This is a genomic window from Aquabacter spiritensis (assembly GCF_004346185.1).
Classification (GTDB): Bacteria; Pseudomonadota; Alphaproteobacteria; order Rhizobiales; family Xanthobacteraceae; genus Aquabacter; species Aquabacter spiritensis.
Window position 1 is genome coordinate 89,055 of the sequence record NZ_SMAI01000012.1, and the last position, 20,138, is coordinate 109,192.

The window sequence follows — 20,138 nt, forward strand, 5'->3', positions numbered from 1 at the left end:
TCCCGGTAGAACAGATGAGGGCGGAGACAGCAAAGATGCACAGTCCGGTAGTCCAAGCCGCAGGGATTGTGGCGAAAACCAGCGCCCACGCAGCGCCCCCTCGGCTCCCGCGACACATCCCGCGACGCGCACGTGTGAACCGGCCGCACCGCGCGGCCAGTCTTCGGCAAAGCCCGAAAAAAGAAAAAGGGAAGTTGAATGGTGGGCGATGCAGGGATTGAACCTGCGACCCCTCCCGTGTGAAGGGAGTGCTCTCCCGCTGAGCTAATCGCCCTGCCATGGCCGCGCCGATGGCGAGACGCGCGGTTTAGAGCGCCCTGGGGCTCGAAGTCAAGCCCGCGGCGACGGTACGTCGTCTCCCGCTGCGATCGTCGATCAATGTGGCATGACGGACGGCGGTTTCGCGTCGGACGGACCCCGCGGCGGCCGCCGCTCGCACGGCCGCTCTTGCCGAAGGCGTGCATCTGCCTATTTTGCCGGTATGCGCACCTTTCTCCTCCCGAGGCCGTCGACGCTCCCGGATCCGACATGACCCGGCGCGACCCTCCTTTGCCCGCCACGCCAGCTTCGAGCCGAGCCGAACTCGACGCCTTCCTGCAAGCGGCAAAGAGCGTCTCACCCAGCGCGCCGACCGGAACCGGGCGTCTCGCATTTGCGCTCGATGCGACGATTTCCCGTCAGCCGACATGGGACCTCGCCTGCGAAATCCAGGCGGACCTATTCCGAAGCGCTGCGGACCTGGGCGGCCTCCAAGTGCAACTCATCTATTATCGCGGCAGCAACGAGTGTCGGGCATCGAACTGGGTGTCGGACCCGGCGGTCCTCGGCCCGCTGATGCGGCGCATCGACTGTCGCGGAGGCCTCACCCAGATTTCAAGGGTTCTCGGCCATCTGGAGCGCGAGGTCGAACGCTCGGGGGTCAAGGCGGCCGTGTTCGTCGGCGATGCCATCGAGGAAGATCCCGCGCTCCTCTGCGAGCGGGCTGGACGCCTCGGCCTGATGGGCGTGCGCCTGTTCCTGTTCCAGGAGGGCGGGGATGCCCGGGTGGAAGGGGTGCTGAAGGAAATGGCGCGCCTGTCGGGCGGGGCCTGGTGCCGCTTCACCCCGGGCGCAGGCGAGGAATTGCGTGGCCTGCTGCGGGCCGTGGCGGCCTATGCGGCAGGCGGGCGGGCGGCCCTGCGCGCCGGGCGCGAGCGCGATTCGATGCGGCTGCTGGCCGCGATGGGAGAGGCCGGCACGTGACCCTGATCGCCGGAGCCCTCGCCCTCGCCCTCATCCTCTATCTCGTCCATCTCTGGACCAAGACGACCCCGCAGGCGCTGGCGCGCCGGCTGATGCAGGCCGGCGGCATCGCGGCCCTGATCGCGGCCGCGGGACTGCTGGTCACCGGGCGCTTCATGGCGGCCATCCCGGTCGCCGGAATAGGCCTCGCGATTCTCGGACGCTCCGGCGGTGGACTGGCGGGCCTGTTCGGCGGCGGACCGGCCAAGGTCTCGCGGGTGCGGTCCGCCTTGATCGAAATGGAACTGGACCATCGCAGCGGGGCCCTCACGGGCCGGTTCGTCGCGGGCCCGCGGGCGGGAACCGCGCTGGACGGCCTGGACGTGCCGACCCTCGTCGCTTTGCGGAGCGATCTCGATCCGCAGTCGCTGGCTCTAGTCGAAGCTTATCTCGACCGCCGGGCGCCCGCCTGGCGTGAGAACCGTGAGCAGGATGCGGGTCGGGGGGATGGCGGGGGACGCGCGGCGAACACTGCGATGACGCAGCAGGAAGCCTATGAGGTGCTTGGGCTTGAACCGGGGGCGGGAGAAGCCGCCGTGCGCAGCGCCCATCGCGCCCTGATGAAGAAGCTGCACCCCGATCATGGCGGGTCCGGCTATCTCGCGGCGCGGGTCAACCAAGCCAAGGATGTCATCTTGAGCAAACATCGATGAGGGTTCCGCTTCTCCAGGACCAGGACCGGACCGCGCTGGAGCGATTTTCTCGGCGCGTCCGTCGTTCACACGCTGACCTTCGATTTCCCCCGGAGCCGAACCTTGGTGCGATCCGGGAGAATCTCGACAATTCAGTTCCGTAAAGTCATGCACGCAAAGTCGTTGCGCTGGAGTAAACGGCAGGCTTCCTTTGCGCCCTTCTCGTCGAGGCCTGCGAACCGCGCGCGATAAAGGTCGGACGACCCCTTCGTGACCTTTTCAGTGTAGGGCTCGGCGCCGCCGAGGAGCGACTTCGCCTTGGCCTGAGCGAGATCGAGGCGCGCTTTCGCCTCCCGCTCCGCGCCGAAAGCGCCGATCTGGATCATCCAGCCCGGGCGGTGCGCAGCGGCCGGCTCGGTGCGGGCGGGCTTCGGCTCGGCGGCGGCGAGTTTCGCGACGTCCATACGGGGGGCGGACGTCGGGGCCGGCGGGATCGAGGCCGGCGCGGCTGCGGCTGGGAGAGTCACCGGACCAGCTGAAGCCGTCCGCACCGGCTGCAAAGGCGCCGCGACCGGGGCGGCGATGGCGGGTGCGACAGCCGCTATCGGCGCATTGGGCGGGGGCCCCATCAGTTCGCTCGCCCCGGTCAGGGCGGCGGGGGGCACCGGACCGCCCGAAGCCGCGAAGGTAGGCGCCGGCAACGCCTGCGGCATGGGACGGCTGATCGGCACCGTCTTCACGGCCACGGGCTTTATCGGCTCGGTCGAGCCTGCAGGTGGCGTGCGCACGGCGATGGCCGCCGTGGTCACAGGATCGGCGGCATATGCCAGCCGCTGCGGGGTCGGAAGCGGCGCGATGACGGCCTTGGCCTCGCGCACCGGTGCCGGCGCCGGAATCGGCGGCGGCTCGGCGGCAGCCGCAACTTCCGTCACCTTCGGCGTGACACGGCGCCCGGCATAAGCCCGATTCATGTTGGTGTTGATGAGCTGCGCCATCCGCGTGTCGCGGGACGCGCCGCTGGACCCACCCATGACGACGCCGATCAGGAATCTGTCTTCGTCGTGGACCGAGGTGAGGAGATTGAACCCCGACGCGCGCGTATAGCCCGTCTTGATGCCGTCGACCCCCTCGATCCGCCCGAACATGCGATTGTGACCCGCGATCGTCTGCCCCTTGTAAGTGAAGCTTCGGGTCGAAAAATATTTGTAATAGCGGGGGAAGCGGTCCTGTATCGCGATACCGAGCGTCGCGAGATCGCGCGCCGTGGTGACCTGGGCGCGATCCGGCAAACCGGACGCATTGCGGAACGTGGTGTTGCTCATCCCGAGGGCGCGCGCCTTGCGCGTCATCTGCGCGGCGAAATTGGATTCGCTGCCGCCCACCGCCTCGGCGATGACGACGGCAACGTCGTTGGCGGAGCGCGTGACCAGCGCCTTGATGGCATCCTCGACCTCGATCGTCGAGCCGGGCCGGACATTCAGCTTCGAAGGCGACTGCGCCGCCGCCCGTTGCGACACCGGCAGATCGCTGTCGAGATTGAGGCGTCCTGCATCGAGCTGCTCGAAGAGCAGATAGAGCGTCATCACCTTTGTAACCGAAGCGGGATGGCGCAGCGCATCGGCATTGTCGTCGTACAGGACCTTGCCCGTATTGCCGTCGACGATGATGGCGGACTGACCGCTCCGCCACCCCGACCCGCTGGTCGAACTTTTCGCCACCTGCGAACTCGAGGATTTCGCCTTGCTCTGCTTTCTCGGCTTCGCCTCGGCGAAGCTCGCCGACAGGCACAAGGCCGCCGCAAGCGCGGTGGAAAGGAGCTTGATCGGGAGGGTGCCGTGAGCCAGCGCCATACGCATGAACATGGTTCCGTATCAGTCCGGGTGGGTCGCGATGACCGATGCCCCGCCGCGGCGCGAAATATGCGCCGCTGGGACCGTGATGGTGCGAGGAGTGACTGCGAGTGAGGTTAGAAACCCGCAGTTACCAAGGCGTAAATCCGGCGGCACCTTGTTTTGTGCAGTGCACAATTTTGTTGACGAAATTGTTGCAGTGCATATTATACAGTCCGAGCCGGGAAAACCGGCTCCGGCGCCCCCATCGCGGCGCTGGCGGATGCAGGAAAGGAACTCCCATGGTTCAGATGCAGAACGCCGAGGACATCCAGAAGCTCGGCAAGGAAAACGTGGACCTGGCGCTGAAGAGCTTCGGCGCGTGGTCCAAGGGCGCCCAGGCGATCGCCATCGAGATGGCGGACTACACCAAAAGCTCGTTCGAGCTCGGCACCTCGACTCTCGAAAAGCTGCTCGGCGCCAAGACGCTCGACCAGGCCGTCGAGATTCAGCAGGGCTATTTCAAGACCTCCTACGAGACGCTCGTTGCGGAAGTCACGAAGATCGGCGAGCTCTGCGCCGACCTCGCCAAAGAGGCCTACAAGCCTTACGAGACGGTCTTCGCGAAGGTCCGTTGAGGCTTCACCGTCAAGCGGGCGGGCGGCGCGTGACGTCGCCCTAGCCCGCGAAACTCTGCGCCGCCGGATGCCAAAATCGGCCCGCCGGCGCGCTGCGGTCTGGCGCTTGCCCATCGGCCTTCTTATTATTTCGGCAAACGCAGCGGTGACGGGCCTAGGGGGCCGGGTCGCGCGTATCGGGCCTGCGATTGCCAAAATGACCAGAACAACGTTCGTTTTTCCCATTCCCCGCCCCCAGGCGCGCGATCTCAGGATGGCGGGCGGCGACGGCGACAAACCGCGACGCGGCTCAGGCCCGGGAACCGCGGTGATTGCGCGCACCAAGCCGCAGACCAAGCGACCCAACCTCTATCGGGTGCTCCTCCTCAACGACGATTACACGCCGATGGAATTCGTGATTCACGTGCTCGAACGGTTCTTCAACAAGGACCGGGAAGAGGCCAACACGATCATGCTCCACGTCCACAATCACGGCGTCGGCGAATGCGGTGTCTTCACCTACGAGGTCGCCGAAACAAAAGTGACGCAGGTGATGGACTTCGCGCGCAAACACCAACATCCTCTTCAATGTGTCATGGAGAAGAAATGACGCTGCCGCAGAGCGGCGCGACGGATCCGGAGGGGAGGGTTCGAGTTGGGCCTTGCGAAGGGGTGAGGCCGGTACGAAGTTTAAGGGAGCGCGTACACGTGTCGGGCCGTTGGACCGGCCAGGGCCCGGGACGGGGTACGAGATAGAGGTCTAGATGCCAACTTTCTCACGCAGCCTCGAACAGTCGCTCCATCGGGCCCTCGCTCTCGCGAACGAGCGCCACCACGAATATGCGACCCTCGAGCATCTGCTGCTGTCCCTCGTCGATGATCAGGATGCTGCGGCCGTAATGCGGGCCTGCAATGTCGATCTCGACAAGCTGCGTCGCAATCTCATCGAATATGTCGATGGCGAACTGGAAAATCTGGTCCAGCAGGGTGGCGACGATTCCAAGCCGACCGCAGGGTTCCAGCGCGTCATCCAGAGGGCTGTCATCCATGTGCAATCGTCCGGTCGCGAGGAAGTGACCGGGGCCAACGTGCTGGTCGCGATCTTCGCGGAGCGCGAAAGCCATGCCGCGTATTTCCTGCAGGAGCAGGATATGACGCGCTACGATGCGGTGAACTACATCTCTCATGGCATCGCCAAGCGGGCCGGCATGTCCGAAAGCCGCCCGGTGCGCGGCGCGGAGGACGAGACCGAGACCAAGGCGGGCGACGACGGGAAGAAAAAGGCCGACGCGCTCGATGCCTATTGCGTGAACCTCAACAAGAAGGCGCACGAGGGCAAGATCGACCCCCTGATCGGCCGCGACAAGGAAATTCAGCGCACCATCCAGGTGCTGTGCCGCCGGCAGAAGAACAATCCCCTTTTCGTGGGTGATCCCGGCGTCGGCAAGACCGCGATCGCGGAGGGCCTGGCGCGCCGCATTATCAATGGCGACGTGCCGGAAGTGCTCGCCACCGCCACCATCTTCTCCCTCGACATGGGCGCCCTGCTTGCCGGAACGCGCTACCGCGGCGATTTCGAGGAGCGTCTGAAGCAGGTGGTCAAGGAGATCGAGGCCTATCCCAACGCCATCATGTTCATCGATGAGATCCATACGGTGATCGGCGCGGGCGCCACTTCCGGGGGCGCGATGGATGCCTCGAACCTGTTGAAGCCGGCTCTTGCTTCCGGGTCGCTGCGCTGCATGGGTTCGACGACCTACAAGGAATATCGGCAATATTTCGAAAAGGACCGCGCGCTGGTGCGCCGCTTCCAAAAGATCGACGTGGCCGAGCCGACGGTGCCCGACGCCATTGAGATCCTGAAGGGGCTGAAGCCCTATTTCGAGGATTACCACCGGCTGCGTTACACCAACGAGGCCATCAAGGCTGCGGTGGAGCTCTCGGCCCGCTACATCCATGACCGCAAGCTGCCCGACAAGGCGATCGATGTGATCGACGAAAGCGGCGCGGCGCAGATGCTGCTGCCCGAGACACGACGCAAGAAGACGATCGGCCTCAAGGAGATCGAGGCGACCATCGCCACCATGGCGCGGATCCCGCCCAAATCGGTGTCGAAGGACGATGCGGAGGTGCTTGCGGCTCTCGAAACCACGCTCAAGCGGGTGGTCTACGGGCAGGACAAGGCGATCGAGGCTCTCTCCGCCTCGATCAAGCTGGCACGTGCCGGACTTCGCGAGCCCGAAAAGCCGATCGGCAGCTATCTGTTTTCCGGCCCCACCGGCGTCGGCAAGACCGAGGTTGCCAAGCAGCTCGCCTCCTCGCTCGGCGTGAACCTGCTCCGCTTCGACATGTCGGAATATATGGAGCGCCACACGGTCTCACGGCTGATCGGCGCCCCTCCGGGCTATGTCGGCTTCGACCAAGGCGGCCTGTTGACGGACGGCGTCGACCAGACCCCGCATTGCGTGTTGTTGCTGGACGAGATCGAGAAGGCCCACCCCGACCTGTTCAACATTCTCCTCCAGGTCATGGACCATGGGAAACTGACCGATCACAACGGGAAGTCGGTCGATTTCCGCAACGTCATCCTGATCATGACCACCAATGCCGGCGCCGCCGACCTGTCCAAGGCGGCGTATGGATTCACCCGCAGCAAGCGCGAGGGCGACGACGTGGAGGCGATAAATCGCACCTTCGCGCCGGAATTCCGCAACCGGCTTGATGCGGTGATCCCGTTCGCCCACCTCTCGACGGAGATCATTGCGCAAGTGGTCGAGAAGTTCGTGCTCCAGCTCGAAGCACAGCTCGCCGACCGGAACGTGACGATCGAGCTCTCCGACGAGGCATCGGCCTGGCTGGTGGAACGCGGCTATGACGAGCAGATGGGCGCGCGTCCCATGTCGCGGGTGATTCAGGAATACATCAAGACGCCGCTGGCGGACCAAGTCCTGTTCGGTCGCCTGAAGGGCGGCGGGCATGTCCGGGTCGTGGTGACGGGCGAGGACTCTCAGTCCAAGCTCGGCTTTGAATTCCCGGAAGGTCCGATCACTCCGAAGCCGGACAAGATCGCGCCCGCAGTGAAGCGCGCACCGCGTCGCAAGAGCGAAGCGCGAGCGAAGGCCTCGCGGCCGGGCGGACCGCGCAAGCCGGCGGGGCCGAAGGCGGGTCCCAAAGGCGGCGGCGGCCCCGGCCGGGGCAGCCATGTGCCGAAGGTGCCCCTGGTCAAGGCTTGAACCCAACCCTCCGGCGCGGCCAGGGGGTAACCTCCCAGGGCTGCGCCGGGCGCGCAGGACTGGGCTGCGTGTGCGGTGCTCGACGCGAAGCGGGCGGAGCGCTACACCTTCCCCATCGCACCGCCTGAGGCTCGAAAGCGGCAGCCACGCATGGTCACCATCGTCGACACCCTGAACCGGCCCCGCCACCCCGAAAAGGCGCACCGCCCGGAGAACGCGGTGTTGCGCAAACCAGACTGGATCCGCGTCAAGGCACCGGGGTCCGCCGGTTGGGCGAAGACCGCAGAGATCGTTCGGGCGAACGGCCTCCACACCGTGTGTGAAGAAGCGGGTTGCCCCAATATCGGCGAGTGCTGGGAAAAGAAGCACGCGACGTTCATGATCATGGGCGATACGTGCACCCGCGCCTGCGCCTTCTGTAACGTGCGCACGGGACTGCCGGATGCGCTCGACGGCGATGAGCCTCAAAAGGTGGCGGAGGCGGTAGCAAAACTGGGCCTCAGCCACGTCGTCATAACTTCGGTTGACCGCGACGACTTGTCGGACGGAGGCGCCGAGCATTTCGCCCGCACGATCACGGCGATCCGCGCGGCCAGTCCGGGGACAACGATCGAGATCCTCACGCCGGATTTTCTTCGCAAGCCCGGTGCGGTGGAGGTCGTGGTCGCGGCGCGGCCGGACGTGTTCAACCACAATCTGGAGACCGTGCCGGCGAAATACCTCACCGTGCGTCCCGGCGCGCGGTATTTCCATTCGCTGCGGCTGCTGCAGCAGGTGAAGGAATTGGATCCCTCCATTTTCACCAAGTCAGGCATCATGGTCGGCCTCGGCGAGGAGCGGAACGAAGTTCTCCAGCTCATGGACGACCTGCGCGCCGCCGAGGTGGATTTCATGACCATCGGTCAATATCTCCAGCCGACCCGTCGGCATCACAAGGTTGAACGCTTCGTGACGCCCGACGAGTTCAAGGCGTTCGAGACGGTCGCCTTCGCCAAGGGCTTCCTCATGGTGTCCTCGAGCCCCCTCACCCGCTCCTCGCACCATGCCGGCGAGGATTTCGAGCGGCTGCGCAAGGCGCGAGACCAGAAGTTGGGCCGGGCCTGACACCATGCCGTCTTTCTCCAATGCCCGCATCGTGAAGCACGATGCCGCCGACATGTTCGCTTTGGTGGCGGACGTGGAGCGCTATCCGGAATTCGTGCCGCTCTGCGAAGCACTGCGTGTCCGCCGGCGCACCAAAAGCGACGAGGGTGTGGAAGTGCTCGTGGCCGACATGACGGTCGCCTACAAGCTGATCCGGGAGACTTTCACCTCCCGCGTCACGCTCGACCGGCCGCGTCTCGTCATCCATGTGGAATATCTCGACGGCCCTTTCAGCCGCTTGGACAATCGCTGGGAATTCCGTGCCGTGGACCAGGGACGCAGCGAGGTGAAGTTCCACATCTCCTACGAATTCCGCTCGCGGACCCTCGGCCTGCTCATGGGCGCCATGTTCGACGCCGCGTTCCGCCGCTTCGCCGATGCCTTCGAGGCCCGCGCCGACGCCGTTTACGGAGCGCCTGCCGGCGCCTGAACGGGTCGACGGCGCCCGCCCCCAAGGGCGCCTATCGCATCACATAGACCGTCGCGCCCACCCGGACGCGGTTATAGAGGTCGGTGACGTCTTCATTGGTCATGCGGAAACACCCCGAGGAGACCGCCTGACCGATCGTTTCCGGCTCGTTCGACCCGTGGATGCGGTAGAGACTCGATCCGAGATACATAGCGCGCGCGCCGAGCGGATTGTCGATGCCACCGGGCATATAGCGCGGCAGATCGGGACGTCGCTTCAACATTTGGGCCGGCGGCGTCCAGCTCGGCCATTCGCGCTTGGCGCTCACCGTCTTCACACCGGACCATTGAAATCCGTCCCGGCCGACACCGATGCCATACTCGATCGCCTGTCCGCGCGCAGTGACGAAATAGAGCCGGCGCTGGCTGGTCGAGATGACGATGTTACCCGGTGCATATTTGGCATCGATGGGCACCTGGCGGCGCATGAGCGGCGAACCGCCGAAACCCGAGGCAAAACCGCTGAACAACGAGTTGAAATTGAAGGGTTCGTAGCGGTCGTCCGCTTGTGCCGGCGCAATCGAGAGGCAGGCGGCCGCCAAAGCGGCTGCCGCAAACATCTTTATCCGGAAGCCCGTCATATCCCAGTCCTCGCCTGCGTCCGTTGCGGCCCCACCCTGATGTCGCCGCAAATGGGGTCGGCTCGCAACCTCTTTATGCCACTGTGGTTGCCGATTTCGATCCGTCGATGGGGGGATTCACACGCCTCAGGCGAGGTCGTCGAGAAACCCCGCCAAAAGCGCATTGAACGCTGCCGGCGTCTCGATGAATGGCGCATGTCCTACCCCGGAAAGCACGGCCAGACGCCCGTTCGGGACGAGTCCGGCGATATGTTTCGCCATCGAAAGGGCGATCACCGCATCTTCTGCGCCGTGCATGATCAAGGACGGCACGTGAATGCGCGCCAGCACCGCGTCGTAATCCGCCGCGCGCGCCATCGCAGCGCGCACGTCGGCGGGGCACATCATCGCGGCGGCCAACAGGGTCTCGAACAGATCGGGGGCGGGCTGGACGTGAAAGCAGGCGCGCTGGAAGGCGCGGGTGGCGGCGATCATGGTGGCGGGATCCGGCTCGCCCATGAGACGCATGGCGCGGTTCCAGGCGCCGTAGAAGTGCCGCGCATTCGAGGTGACGGCATCGACGAACACCAGCCCGGACAGATCCGCGTCGCCAAAGGCGGCGAGATAATCTGCGATGATCCGCCCGCCATAGGACCATCCAACCAAAACCGGCCGGTGCAGCCCGCCCTGGTCGAGGATGGCGCGAACTTCGCCGGCCCAACGCTGGGCCTCGCCGTAAAATGAGGCTTCCCTCGGCTTGTCCGAGGCGCCGTGGCCACGCAGGTCATAGGCGACGAGCCTGCACAGACCCAGGCTTTCATCGGCGAGCTGCGCCTGCCAGCTCAGGGCCGACTGGGCATAGCCGTGGATGAACAGAACCGGGCGACCCGTAGGATCGCCGCGTTCGGACACGGCTACGTCGAGGCCGTCGGGCGTTCGCGCGCGCCAGGTTCGGGAAGGTGAGACGGTCGGCACAGCCCATTCTATCTTGCCTGCCGGGAGCGGGAACCCCCTGCCCGCTTTTGCCGTCTTGCCGATGGGACCAGGAGAATTCCATGCTTCGGACCGTCATCGTCGTCTTAGCCACGCTCGCGATCACCGCCCCTGCCGTGGCACGTCCGGCGACGTACCGAATGACCTGCGCCAAAGCCCAAGCCCTCGTGGCGCGCCAGGGCGGCGTCGTCATGGACACGTCGCGCACCACTTTCGACCGCTATGTTGCCAATCTGCGGTTTTGCATGCCGGGTCAGGCGCTAAAGCCAGAATGGGTGCCGGCGCGCGACGTCGCTCAATGCTTCGTCGGCTATACCTGCATCGATCCGGACCGCGACTGGTATCGCTGGGGCTTCTGAGGGGAACCATCCCGTGAGCCGAGGCTTTTGAGGAGTGAACGGAGCCCCTCATGAACCGAAACGCACTCATTGCCATCGTCGTCGTGATCCTGCTCGGCATACTCGCCTATACGACGGTCTTCACCAGCGCCCGCGTCGATCCCGCGCGGCCGGAGGCCGCGACGCCGACGCCGGAGAGCGCTCCGGCGCAGACCACCGACCCCGTCACCCCCGGCAATTCCGCCATCCAGCCGCGTTGACGGCGCGGCCGCGGCCGCAGGCGACAGCGCCCTTCCCTCTCTGCGCTGCGCCCGCTAGCTTCCGCCCAATGGGCCGGGAGAGACGTCGATGACGCAGAAGCCGAAGGTTGCGGAGAGGGTTGCAGACCTGCGCTCCGAGGTCGGGCGCTTTCACGCAGCTGGAGAAAAAGTCGCCATCGTTCCGACCATGGGCGCCTTGCATGCCGGGCACCTCGCGCTGGTTCGCGAGGCTCGGGCCCGCGCAGAGCGGGTTGTCGTCTCCATCTTCGTCAATCCAACGCAGTTTGCTCCCAACGAGGACTTCTCCCGCTATCCCCGCACCTGGGACGCCGACATGCGCCTGCTGGCGGACGAAGGGGTAGATGTCGTCTATGCGCCTGCCCGGGCGGAAATGTATCCTGACGGCTTCTGCACCCGGCTCGACGTGCAGGGTCCGGCAGAGGGGCTTGAAAGCGACTTCCGGCCGCATTTCTTCTCCGGAGTCGCCATCGTGGTCGCGAAGCTTTTTCTCCAGAGCGAGGCGGACTTTGCCATGTTCGGCGAAAAGGACTATCAGCAGTTGAAAGTGGTCACCCGGATGGTGCGCGACCTCGATTTGCGCATCCGTGTCGTGCCGTGCGCGACGGTGCGCGAACCTGACGGCCTCGCGCTTTCCTCCCGCAACCGCTACCTCACGGACGAGGACCGCGCGAAAGCACCTGCCATTCATCGTGCACTGCAAGCCGCCGCGGCCGCCATTCACCAAGGGCAAGAGCCGGACCGTGCTGCCGAGACGGCGGCCGACACACTTTCCGCCAACGGATTCGCGGTGGATTATGTCGCCGCCCGGCACGCCGAGACGCTGGCGCCCCTTGAGGGACGAGCCGAGCCCGTGCGGCTGTTGGCCGCCGTCTGGCTCGGCAAGACGCGTCTCATCGATAATATCGGCCTGTGAGGCGGGCCTCAGACCGCGCCGAGATAGCTCATCGCGAAGCCGATGATAACCAGCACGATGCCCGCGAGAAGGATGGTCATAATTCGTCCCGAATAGACCCCCTGCCGCGCTTGCGGTGCCGGCTTCACAGGCTCCCCGGGAGCTCCCGTCGCACCGGGCTGGCGAAACTCGCGCTCTTCACGCCGCTCGTCCTGATCCTGCATGAGGCTCTCCTTCGTTGTCGGTTACGAGAAGAACGTTCGTAGCTGCCTATGGTTCAGCTCAATATGTCGATGCGGGGCATCGTCTTGCCGCGAGGTGCGCGCCGGAAAATGCACAACTCGATAGACTAATCTATTGACAGACCGGCTTAAGCTCCGGTTGTATGGCAGTGTAAAAAAGCACAGGGCGGCGCGGTTGGGCTCATGGCCTTATGAAAATCAGCCAAGCGCGATTAATTATATTCGCATCTGTCGGACTTGCGCTCCTACTCATAATTGGAGCGATCGGTTATATCTATTATGATCGCAATCAAGTCCTTCGCTATAACGAGAAGCGGTTCGCCAACGCAAACCTTCTCTTATCTGAATTCATCGACAAATTCGTCGACGGAATCGATCGCGTGCTGCTTGCGAGCAGCCGTCACATCGCCGGAACCCAAGGTCTGGTTGGCGAAGAGGAACTCCGGGCCAAGCTTGCGGATTTCGCAATCGGCGTAAGCGGGCTCAGCGGCTTATTCGCCCTTGGGCCGGAAGGCGCGCCGATTGTCTTCACGCGGCAGATGCCGCGCCCGACCATATCCTTCGCTGACCGTCCATATTTCACCGAGGCGATGGCGCCGGATCGAAAGACCGTCGCCATCTCCGAAACGATGATGAGTCGCGTCGCCAATCGCTGGCACTTCTTCGCCAGCCGCCCCATCGTTTCGGCCGGCAAGGTCACCGGTGTCATCGCCGCCTCCATCGATACCGGGATGTTCGAGGGCGTCCTCAGCGCCTATCGGCCGGACCCCGGCATTGTCGTCGGGCTCTATACTACCGGGTTTCGCTTGGTGGCGCGGGCCCCTGAAGACACCTCCCTGTTCGGACGAAGCTTTGCCGCCTCGCAAGCGCTGCGCGCATCCGCGGCCGCAGCGACGGATTCCATCACGCTCACGGCCCCTTCTCCCATCGACGGAGCCGAACGCCTCTATGCGGTCCGGCGCGTTGGATCGCTTCCCTTGATCCTCACCGTGTCCGTCCCCGTCGACCAGATTCTGGCGCAATGGCGCGCGCACAGCCGGATCATGCTTTCACTGTCCGGTCTGTTCGGCGCCGTGATCGTCTTTGTGGGCATCGCAGGCGCCCACGTCGCGCGGCGACAGGAGGAGGTGTCAGCCCTCCTCGACACCATGTTCTCGCAGACACCAGCCTGCATCGCGATTGCAAACACAAAGGGCGCTCTCATCAAGAGCAACGAAAATTGGGGCGCTTTGGGGGATTTGTTCGAGGTGCCGGCCGGACTGCGACCGGATGCCTTCATGGCGCTGCAGCATGCGATCCAGCACGGCGGCGATGATGGACTGACGGAAGACCGTCAGAAGTTCCTGGCGGAGATAGGCCTGATCAGGTCGGGCGCGAAGCGCAACGCCGCTCTCGAACTGCGTTGCCGCTACGAAGGAGCCGACCGTTATTTCACAGTCAGTATCAGCCGTATCGTGCTCGCCCCGGAAACCAAAAGCGAAGGCTTTGCAGTTCTCGTGGTCGACATTTCCAAGCAGCGGGCGCTCGAGCTGCGCCTACGCTCTCAACTTTTGGTTGATTCACAAACAGGTCTCGCAACGCGCGCCGGCTTCATGGCGATCCTCACCACCCGCATCGCCCAGGCAGTGGGCGAGGATTGCCTGTTCGTGTTCGACATTGTGGGCCTCGCGGAACTGAAGGAACTCCGTGGCTTCAGCGTCAGTGACGAGGCCTTCTCGGCGGTCGGGGCCAAATTGGGGGCGCTCGCCGCCAACGGCTGTATCGCCGGGCGGATCGACAGCGAGAAATTCTGCCTGTTCATGCCGAGCACGGAGCATGGCGTCACGGCCGCTCAGCGGCTTCAGAGGCTCGTCTCGCACCTCTCGCAGGATTACCATTTGGAAGGTCATACCTTCAACGTGCGGATGACCGTCGGTGGCGCCCGGGTGGCCGAAGTCGGCCAGGATGCCGGGAAGTTGCTTCAGGCCGCCGAGATCGCCCATGGCCTTGCGCGCCGCCGCGGGTTGTCCTCCTCGGCTTTCTTCAACGCCAAGATCGAGGCCGACGCCCACGAACGGGTGCGGCTCTACGGCTCGCTCCAGAAGGCGCTGTCGGGCCACGAATTCGAGCTGGAATATCAGCCCAAGGTCGACCTCGAGTCCGGGACGGTGATCGGGGCAGAAGCCCTCGTTCGATGGAGACACCCGATTTTCGGCCTTCAGCCACCTGCCCGCTTCATCCCGATCGCCGAGGAAAGCGGGCTGATCGTGCCAATCGGAGACTGGGTCATGGGCGAGGTGATCCGCATGCTTGCGGATTGGCCGCGGATTGGCCCGCGCCCCGTGCCGATCTCGATCAATGTCTCGGCGGCTCAATTCGATCGCGAGAGCGTCGACACCGTTCTCGCCGGGCATCTTGCACGGTACGGCGTTGACCCGGCCATGGTCGTCGTCGAGCTCACCGAATCGATTTTCAGCCTCCAGATCGAGGACACAGTGGCGAAGATCAATCGCATCCGGGAGATGGGGGTCCGCGTCTCGTTGGATGATTTCGGCACAGGCTATTCTTCGCTGAGCTATCTCAATCTGATGAATTTCGACGAACTGAAGGTGGACGGCTCCTTCGTTCACAATCTGACGACGGATTCGGTTTCGCGCTCCATCATTGAGATGACGCTCGGCCTCGCCCGTACACTGGATGTCAGCGTCACCGCCGAGGGGATCGAGACCGAGGACCAGCGTCGCACCTTGATCGCCATGGGATGCCGCACCGGCCAGGGTTTCCTGTTTGCACGCTCTGTACCCGAAGCGGAGCTTCGCGCCATTGTGCGCGAACAACGGCGCCTGCCTTCATAGCAAGGTTGCCCCCGCACTGATGGCATCCAGCCGCGGTTTTGCCGCGCGGCGCCCGCCGGTCAATGCAGAATCTGGGACAAGAACAGGCGCGTCCGTTCGTGCTGCGGATTCGAGAAGAAGGGCTCCGGCTCGTTCATCTCGATGATCTGGCCGGCATCCATGAAGATCACCCGGTCCGCGACCTGACGGGCAAATCCCATCTCGTGGGTGACGCACAGCATGGTCATGCCCTCATTGGCGAGCGACACCATGGTGTCCAGCACCTCTTTCACCATCTCCGGATCAAGCGCCGAGGTCGGCTCGTCAAAGAGCATGATGCGCGGGCGCATGCAGAGCGCGCGGGCGATTGCGACGCGCTGCTGCTGACCACCGGACAATTGGCCCGGATATTTGCCCGCCTGTTCCGGAATCTTGACCTTGGTGAGGAAGTGCATCGCCACCTCCTCGGCCTCTTTCTTCGGCATCTTGCGCACCCACATGGGCGCCAGGGTGCAGTTCTCCAGGATGGTGAGGTGCGGGAACAGGTTGAAGTGCTGGAACACCATGCCCACCTCGCGCCGCACCTCGTCGATCCTTTTGAGGTCGTTGGTGAGTTCGATCCCGTCAACGATGATGCGGCCCTTCTGGTGCTCCTCCAGGCGGTTGATGCAGCGGATCATGGTGGACTTGCCCGAGCCCGAAGGGCCGCACACCACGATGCGCTCCCCGCGCCGCACGGACAGATTGATGTCCCGCAGCACGTGGAAGTCGCCATACCATTTGTTGACGCCGATCAGTTCGACCGCCTGCTCCGCCTCACCCGCTACGGCATCGGCCTTGATCTGCGAAGTTTGGCTCATGGTCGGGTCCTCAATGGCGTTGGTTTCGATCGAGGCGCCGCTCCAGCGCCATCGAGTAGCGGGACATGCCGTAGCAGAACACGAAATAGACGAGGCCTGCGAAGCCGAAGCCGGTGAACAACGTGGTGGGCGTCGCCCAGGCGGGGTCCGTGAAGGAGGCCCGCAGAATGCCGAGCAGATCGAAGATCGACACGATCAGGACCAATGTCGTGTCCTTGAAGAGGCCGATGAAATTATTGACGATGCCCGGGATCACCAGCTTCAGCGCCTGCGGCAGGATCACAAGCCGCATCATTAGGCCAGACCGCAGGCCGACTGCCATCGCACCCTCGTACTGGCCCTTCGGAATCGCCTGCAGCCCGCCGCGAACCACCTCGGCCATATAAGCCGATGCGAACAGGGCGACGCCGACCAGCGCCCGAAGGAGGCCGTCGATGGTGAAGCGGCCGGGGAGAAACAAAGGCAGCATGTAAGTGGCGAAGAACAGCACGGTGATGAGCGGAACGCCGCGCCAGAACTCGATGAAGATGATCGAGGAATATTTCACCAGCGGCAGTTCGGAGCGGCGACCGAGGGCGAGGAGGATGCCAAGCGGAAGCGAGGCGACGATGCCGGTCACGGCGATCACCAGCGTGACCAGCAGCCCCCCCCATTGGCGGGTCTCGACCTGCGGCAGGCCGAAATCGAAATCCATCGCCAGCATCACGATGCCGACGACCGCGAAGGCCTTCAGGATGCCCAGCGCGACAGCGCGACGTTCGCCCCCAAATACCGGCGCCAACGCCATGCCGGACGCCATCGCAAGCAGTGTGACGACGAGGAATTGAAGCCAGAAGGTGAGCCTCAGGCCATTGGCCGAGGCGGTGACGCCGAAGTCGAGCCCGATCCATCCGAGCACGAAGCTGCGCATGTCGAGATCGCCGCCGGTCAGCAGCACGAAGGAGATGAGCGGATAGATCCCGAAAAACGCCAGCGCATTGGTGCGCTTGTAAGGCGCACGCGGAATCAGCAGCGGAATCAGCAGGACCACGCCGAGCCCATACACCACGTTCACCCGCCAGCGCTCATCGGCAGGATAGAAGCCGTACAGAATCTGGTTCCATTTCGCTGCGATGAAGGGCCAACAGGCCCCCACGGGACGCCCGACCGTCTCCGGCAGACACGCCTCCCTATTGGTTCCAATGAACACGGCATCGGTGATGAAGAACCGCACCATGGGCGGGACCACGGCGAGGACAACGAGGATTCCGAACAAGGTGAGCAGCACCTGCCCCACCGAGCCGAACAGATGCGCGCGCGCCCAGCCGTAGGCACCGCGATCCGAGACGGGTGCCGGCTCCGGTTTAAGAAGATCCGTCGGCGCCACATAGGACACGGGGTTTTGCGCAGTCGTCATGACGGCCTCACCGTTCCACCAGCGCGACGCGCTTGTTGTACCAGCCCATCAACGCAGAGGTGAGGATCGAGATGACGAGGTAAACCGCCATTGTCAGAGCGATGATCTCGATCGCTTGGCCGGTCTGATTCAGCGTGGTTCCGGCAAAGATCGCGAACAAATCCGGGTATCCGACCGCCACGCCGAGCGTCGAATTCTTAGTAAGGTTGAGATATTGGCTGGTCAAAGGCGGGACAATGACGCGCATCGCCTGCGGAATGACAACCAGACGCAGCGTCGGCCCGGACCGTAGGCCCAGCGAATAGGCGGCCTCGGTCTGGCCCTTGGACACGGCGAGAATACCGGCGCGGACAATCTCCGCGATGAAGCCGGCGGTATAGATCGCCAGCGCCACGAGCAGCGCCACGAATTCCGGAATCACCCGAATGCCGCCGACGAAGTTAAAGCCGCGCAGCACGGGCGTTTCAAAGGAAAGCGGCCAGCCGAGCAGGAACCCGGCGATGGTGGGCGGCACCGCAACAAGAGCGAGACCGGCCCAGAAGGACGGAAACTGCTGGCCGGTGCGCTCCTGCCGGCGCCGCGCCCAGCGGGCCAGCAGGAAAGCCGCCGCGATGCCGGCCACGAAGATCCAGAAAATGATGGAAAAATCGGCCTCGAACACCGGTCGCGGAACGACCAGCCCGCGATTGTTGATGAACACGCCTGGGGCGGAGACATCCCCCGCCAGGGCGGCCAGCATGTCGGACAGGGGCGTTAGCCCGATTCCCGACGCCCAGCCCGCGAAGGCATTGAACATCGGCTGCAGGCCGAAGCTCCAGCTCTGGCGTGGGCTCGGCATCGTGGAGAGCACGGCGAGGTACCAGAACAGGATCTGGAACAAGGGCGGCAGGTTGCGCGTCACCTCGACATAAGCGGAGGCGAGCGCCTTGATCACGACGTTTTTGGACAGTCGCGCGACCCCGACCAGAAAGCCGATGATGGTGGCAAGGACGATGCCGAGGGCTGCCACCAGCAGCGTATTGAGGAGGCCGACGAGGAAGGCGCGGCCATAGCTCATGGATTCCGAATAGGGAATGAGCGTCTGGGTGATGCCGAATCCGGCGGAATTGTCGAGGAAGCCGAAGCCGGAGGCGATGCCCTGTCGGGCGAGGTTCGCCTGGGCATTTGCAAAGAAAGACCATGCCATCCAGATCAAGGCGATCGCGAGCGCGATCTGGATCACGGCGGACCGCAACGCCGGGTCGGTCCACGACCAGCGGCGCGTCGGAGCGGGCTCCGACCAGCGAGCGTCTGTCATTTAGCCCCTCGGAGAACGGAGCTCTGCGGCCCCTGATGATGCGGCGATGCGCGGGGCCCAAGCGGCCCTTAGAAATGGAAAGCCCGGCGCCTTGGAGCGCCGGGCTTCGAAGCCTCAGCGGACGGGCATGCCGTATTGGAGGCCGCCTTTGTTCCACAGCTTGTTGAGGCCGCGGTCGATGGCGAGCGGGGTGTTGGGGCCGAGATTGCGGTCGAAGATTTCGCCGTAATTTCCGACCTGCTTGACCATCCGCGCGACCCAGTCGACCGGAAGGCCGATCGCTTCGCCGAACTTGCCGTCGCTGCCGAGCAGGCGCTTGATCTCCGGGTTGGGCGAACTGACCATCTGGTCGACATTTTTGGAATTGACGCCCAATTCCTCGGCGTCCACCAGCGCGAAATAGCTCCATTTCACGAGGTCGAACCACTGGTCGTCGCCGTGGCGTACGACCGGGCCGAGCGGCTCCTTGGAGATCACCTCGGGCAGGACCACATGGTCGCTGGCATTGGTGAGTTTGAGGCGCACGGCGTACAGCTGCGACTGGTCCGAGGTGAAGGCATCGCACCGGCCTGAATCATACGCCTTGATCGTCTCGTCGATCGTCGCGAATGCGATGAGTTCGTATTTGAGGTTGTTGGTGCGGAAATAGTCGCCGACATTCAGCTCGTTGGTGGTGCCCGTCTGCACGCAAATCGACGCGCCGTTCAACTCGTTGACAGACTTCAGATTGAGCGACTTGCGCACCATGAAGCCCTGACCATCATAATACATCACACCGACGAAGTTGAATCCGAGGGTGGTGTCGCGCGACATCGTCCAGGTTGTGTTGCGCGACAGAACGTCGATCGCGCCGGATTGAAGTGCGGTGAATCGGTCCTTCGCCGAAAGAGGTGAATACTTCACCTTGCTCGCATCGTTAAAAATCGCCGCGGCGATCGCGCGGCAGAAGTCAACGTCGAGGCCTGTCCAATTGCCCTTGTCGTCGGGGTTGGAAAAGCCAGGAAGGCCTTGCGACACGCCGCAATTGAGCGCGCCGCGTGCCTTCACGTCGTCGAGTGTGGCGGCTCCCGCAGCGCCGACGCCGAGCGCTAGGACTCCAGCCGCAAGCAGGATGCGCTTGAAGGAATGAACCATCGTTTCTCGCTCCCAGACCAGTCCGGACGAATTCGCGGCGTCTCCCGCTGCGGGATCGACGCCGTCGCCCGGGACGTCGTATGGATGTATCTCAGTCCGTTGCCGTCGGGCGGTCAATACCTTGCCTGA

At 64.1% G+C, this 20,138-nt stretch carries 19 protein-coding genes and 1 tRNA gene; 11 read left to right on the top strand and 9 right to left on the bottom strand.

Annotated features, from left to right (window positions below; genetic code table 11):
• Positions 1-199: 199 nt before the first annotated feature.
• Positions 200-274, bottom strand: a tRNA-Val gene (locus EDC64_RS17480).
• A 254-nt stretch (positions 275-528) separates the two neighbouring features.
• On the opposite strand from EDC64_RS17480, the gene EDC64_RS17485 reads away from it, so the two are divergent.
• Positions 529-1,242: a VWA domain-containing protein gene (locus EDC64_RS17485; protein ID WP_132033739.1), complete on the top strand. Its 714-nt coding sequence runs from the start codon at positions 529-531 to the stop codon at positions 1,240-1,242.
• Positions 1,239-1,934: a J domain-containing protein gene (locus EDC64_RS17490; RefSeq protein ID WP_132033741.1), complete on the top strand. Its 696-nt coding sequence runs from the start codon at positions 1,239-1,241 to the stop codon at positions 1,932-1,934. Before EDC64_RS17485 ends, EDC64_RS17490 begins: the two co-directional genes overlap by 4 nt.
• A 131-nt stretch (positions 1,935-2,065) precedes the next feature.
• Here the strand turns inward: EDC64_RS17490 and EDC64_RS17495 are convergent, their stop codons facing one another.
• Positions 2,066-3,775 carry a D-alanyl-D-alanine carboxypeptidase gene (locus EDC64_RS17495; protein WP_245504763.1) on the bottom strand — a complete coding sequence of 570 codons (1,710 nt, stop codon included), beginning with the start codon at positions 3,773-3,775 and terminating at the stop codon, positions 2,066-2,068.
• A gap of 269 nt (positions 3,776-4,044) precedes the next feature.
• Between EDC64_RS17495 and EDC64_RS17500 the strand changes: the two genes are divergently transcribed.
• The 5 genes from EDC64_RS17500 (at position 4,045) to EDC64_RS17520 (ending at position 9,165) form a co-directional block, all read left to right on the top strand.
• The gene (locus tag EDC64_RS17500; protein WP_132033745.1) at positions 4,045-4,380 is read left to right on the top strand and encodes a phasin family protein; all 336 of its coding nucleotides are present in this window, start codon (positions 4,045-4,047) and stop codon (positions 4,378-4,380) included.
• 253 nt (positions 4,381-4,633) lie between these two features.
• On the top strand, positions 4,634-4,969 hold the full coding sequence (gene clpS, locus EDC64_RS17505; protein WP_245504770.1) for an ATP-dependent Clp protease adapter ClpS: 336 nt from the start codon (positions 4,634-4,636) through the stop codon (positions 4,967-4,969).
• A gap of 154 nt (positions 4,970-5,123) precedes the next feature.
• Complete coding sequence (gene clpA, locus EDC64_RS17510) at positions 5,124-7,592, top strand: ATP-dependent Clp protease ATP-binding subunit ClpA (protein ID WP_132033749.1); 2,469 nt, start codon at positions 5,124-5,126, stop codon at positions 7,590-7,592.
• A gap of 150 nt (positions 7,593-7,742) precedes the next feature.
• A complete protein-coding gene (gene lipA, locus EDC64_RS17515; protein ID WP_132033751.1) occupies positions 7,743-8,696 on the top strand; it encodes a lipoyl synthase in 954 nt (317 codons plus the stop codon).
• 4 nt (positions 8,697-8,700) lie between these two features.
• A complete protein-coding gene (locus tag EDC64_RS17520) occupies positions 8,701-9,165 on the top strand; it encodes a type II toxin-antitoxin system RatA family toxin (RefSeq protein WP_132033753.1) in 465 nt (154 codons plus the stop codon).
• 31 nt (positions 9,166-9,196) lie between these two features.
• Here EDC64_RS17520 and EDC64_RS17525 read toward each other — a convergent pair whose 3' ends face one another.
• Positions 9,197-9,784, bottom strand: coding sequence for a L,D-transpeptidase (locus EDC64_RS17525; protein WP_132033755.1), 588 nt, complete (start codon positions 9,782-9,784; stop codon positions 9,197-9,199).
• Positions 9,785-9,910: 126 nt separating this feature from the next.
• Positions 9,911-10,675 (bottom strand): alpha/beta fold hydrolase, encoded by a 765-nt coding sequence (locus EDC64_RS17530; RefSeq protein WP_165933804.1) that lies wholly within the window; start codon positions 10,673-10,675, stop codon positions 9,911-9,913.
• 143 nt (positions 10,676-10,818) lie between these two features.
• Between EDC64_RS17530 and EDC64_RS17535 the strand changes: the two genes are divergently transcribed.
• From EDC64_RS17535 to panC, 3 genes are all read left to right on the top strand, one after another.
• Positions 10,819-11,115 (top strand): hypothetical protein, encoded by a 297-nt coding sequence (locus tag EDC64_RS17535; RefSeq protein ID WP_132033759.1) that lies wholly within the window; start codon positions 10,819-10,821, stop codon positions 11,113-11,115.
• A gap of 50 nt (positions 11,116-11,165) precedes the next feature.
• Entirely contained in the window at positions 11,166-11,354 is a 189-nt protein-coding gene (locus EDC64_RS17540) for a hypothetical protein (protein ID WP_132033761.1), read from the top strand.
• Between the two features lie 88 nt (positions 11,355-11,442).
• Positions 11,443-12,288, top strand: coding sequence for a pantoate--beta-alanine ligase (panC, locus tag EDC64_RS17545; RefSeq protein WP_132033762.1), 846 nt, complete (start codon positions 11,443-11,445; stop codon positions 12,286-12,288).
• An 8-nt stretch (positions 12,289-12,296) separates the two neighbouring features.
• On the opposite strand, the gene EDC64_RS17550 is transcribed toward panC, so the two are convergent.
• A complete protein-coding gene (locus EDC64_RS17550) occupies positions 12,297-12,491 on the bottom strand; it encodes a hypothetical protein (protein WP_132033763.1) in 195 nt (64 codons plus the stop codon).
• Between the two features lie 209 nt (positions 12,492-12,700).
• On the opposite strand from EDC64_RS17550, the gene EDC64_RS17555 reads away from it, so the two are divergent.
• Positions 12,701-15,343 (top strand): bifunctional diguanylate cyclase/phosphodiesterase, encoded by a 2,643-nt coding sequence (locus tag EDC64_RS17555; protein ID WP_132033764.1) that lies wholly within the window; start codon positions 12,701-12,703, stop codon positions 15,341-15,343.
• 59 nt (positions 15,344-15,402) lie between these two features.
• On the opposite strand, the gene EDC64_RS17560 is transcribed toward EDC64_RS17555, so the two are convergent.
• The 4 genes from EDC64_RS17560 to EDC64_RS17575 form a co-directional block, all read right to left on the bottom strand.
• A complete protein-coding gene (locus EDC64_RS17560) occupies positions 15,403-16,182 on the bottom strand; it encodes an amino acid ABC transporter ATP-binding protein (RefSeq protein WP_207916126.1) in 780 nt (259 codons plus the stop codon).
• A gap of 10 nt (positions 16,183-16,192) precedes the next feature.
• Entirely contained in the window at positions 16,193-17,578 is a 1,386-nt protein-coding gene (locus EDC64_RS17565; RefSeq protein ID WP_132033765.1) for an amino acid ABC transporter permease, read from the bottom strand.
• 7 nt (positions 17,579-17,585) lie between these two features.
• Complete coding sequence (locus EDC64_RS17570) at positions 17,586-18,875, bottom strand: amino acid ABC transporter permease (RefSeq protein ID WP_132033766.1); 1,290 nt, start codon at positions 18,873-18,875, stop codon at positions 17,586-17,588.
• Between the two features lie 114 nt (positions 18,876-18,989).
• The gene (locus tag EDC64_RS17575) at positions 18,990-20,009 is read right to left on the bottom strand and encodes an amino acid ABC transporter substrate-binding protein (protein ID WP_132033767.1); all 1,020 of its coding nucleotides are present in this window, start codon (positions 20,007-20,009) and stop codon (positions 18,990-18,992) included.
• Positions 20,010-20,138 lie beyond the last annotated feature (129 nt).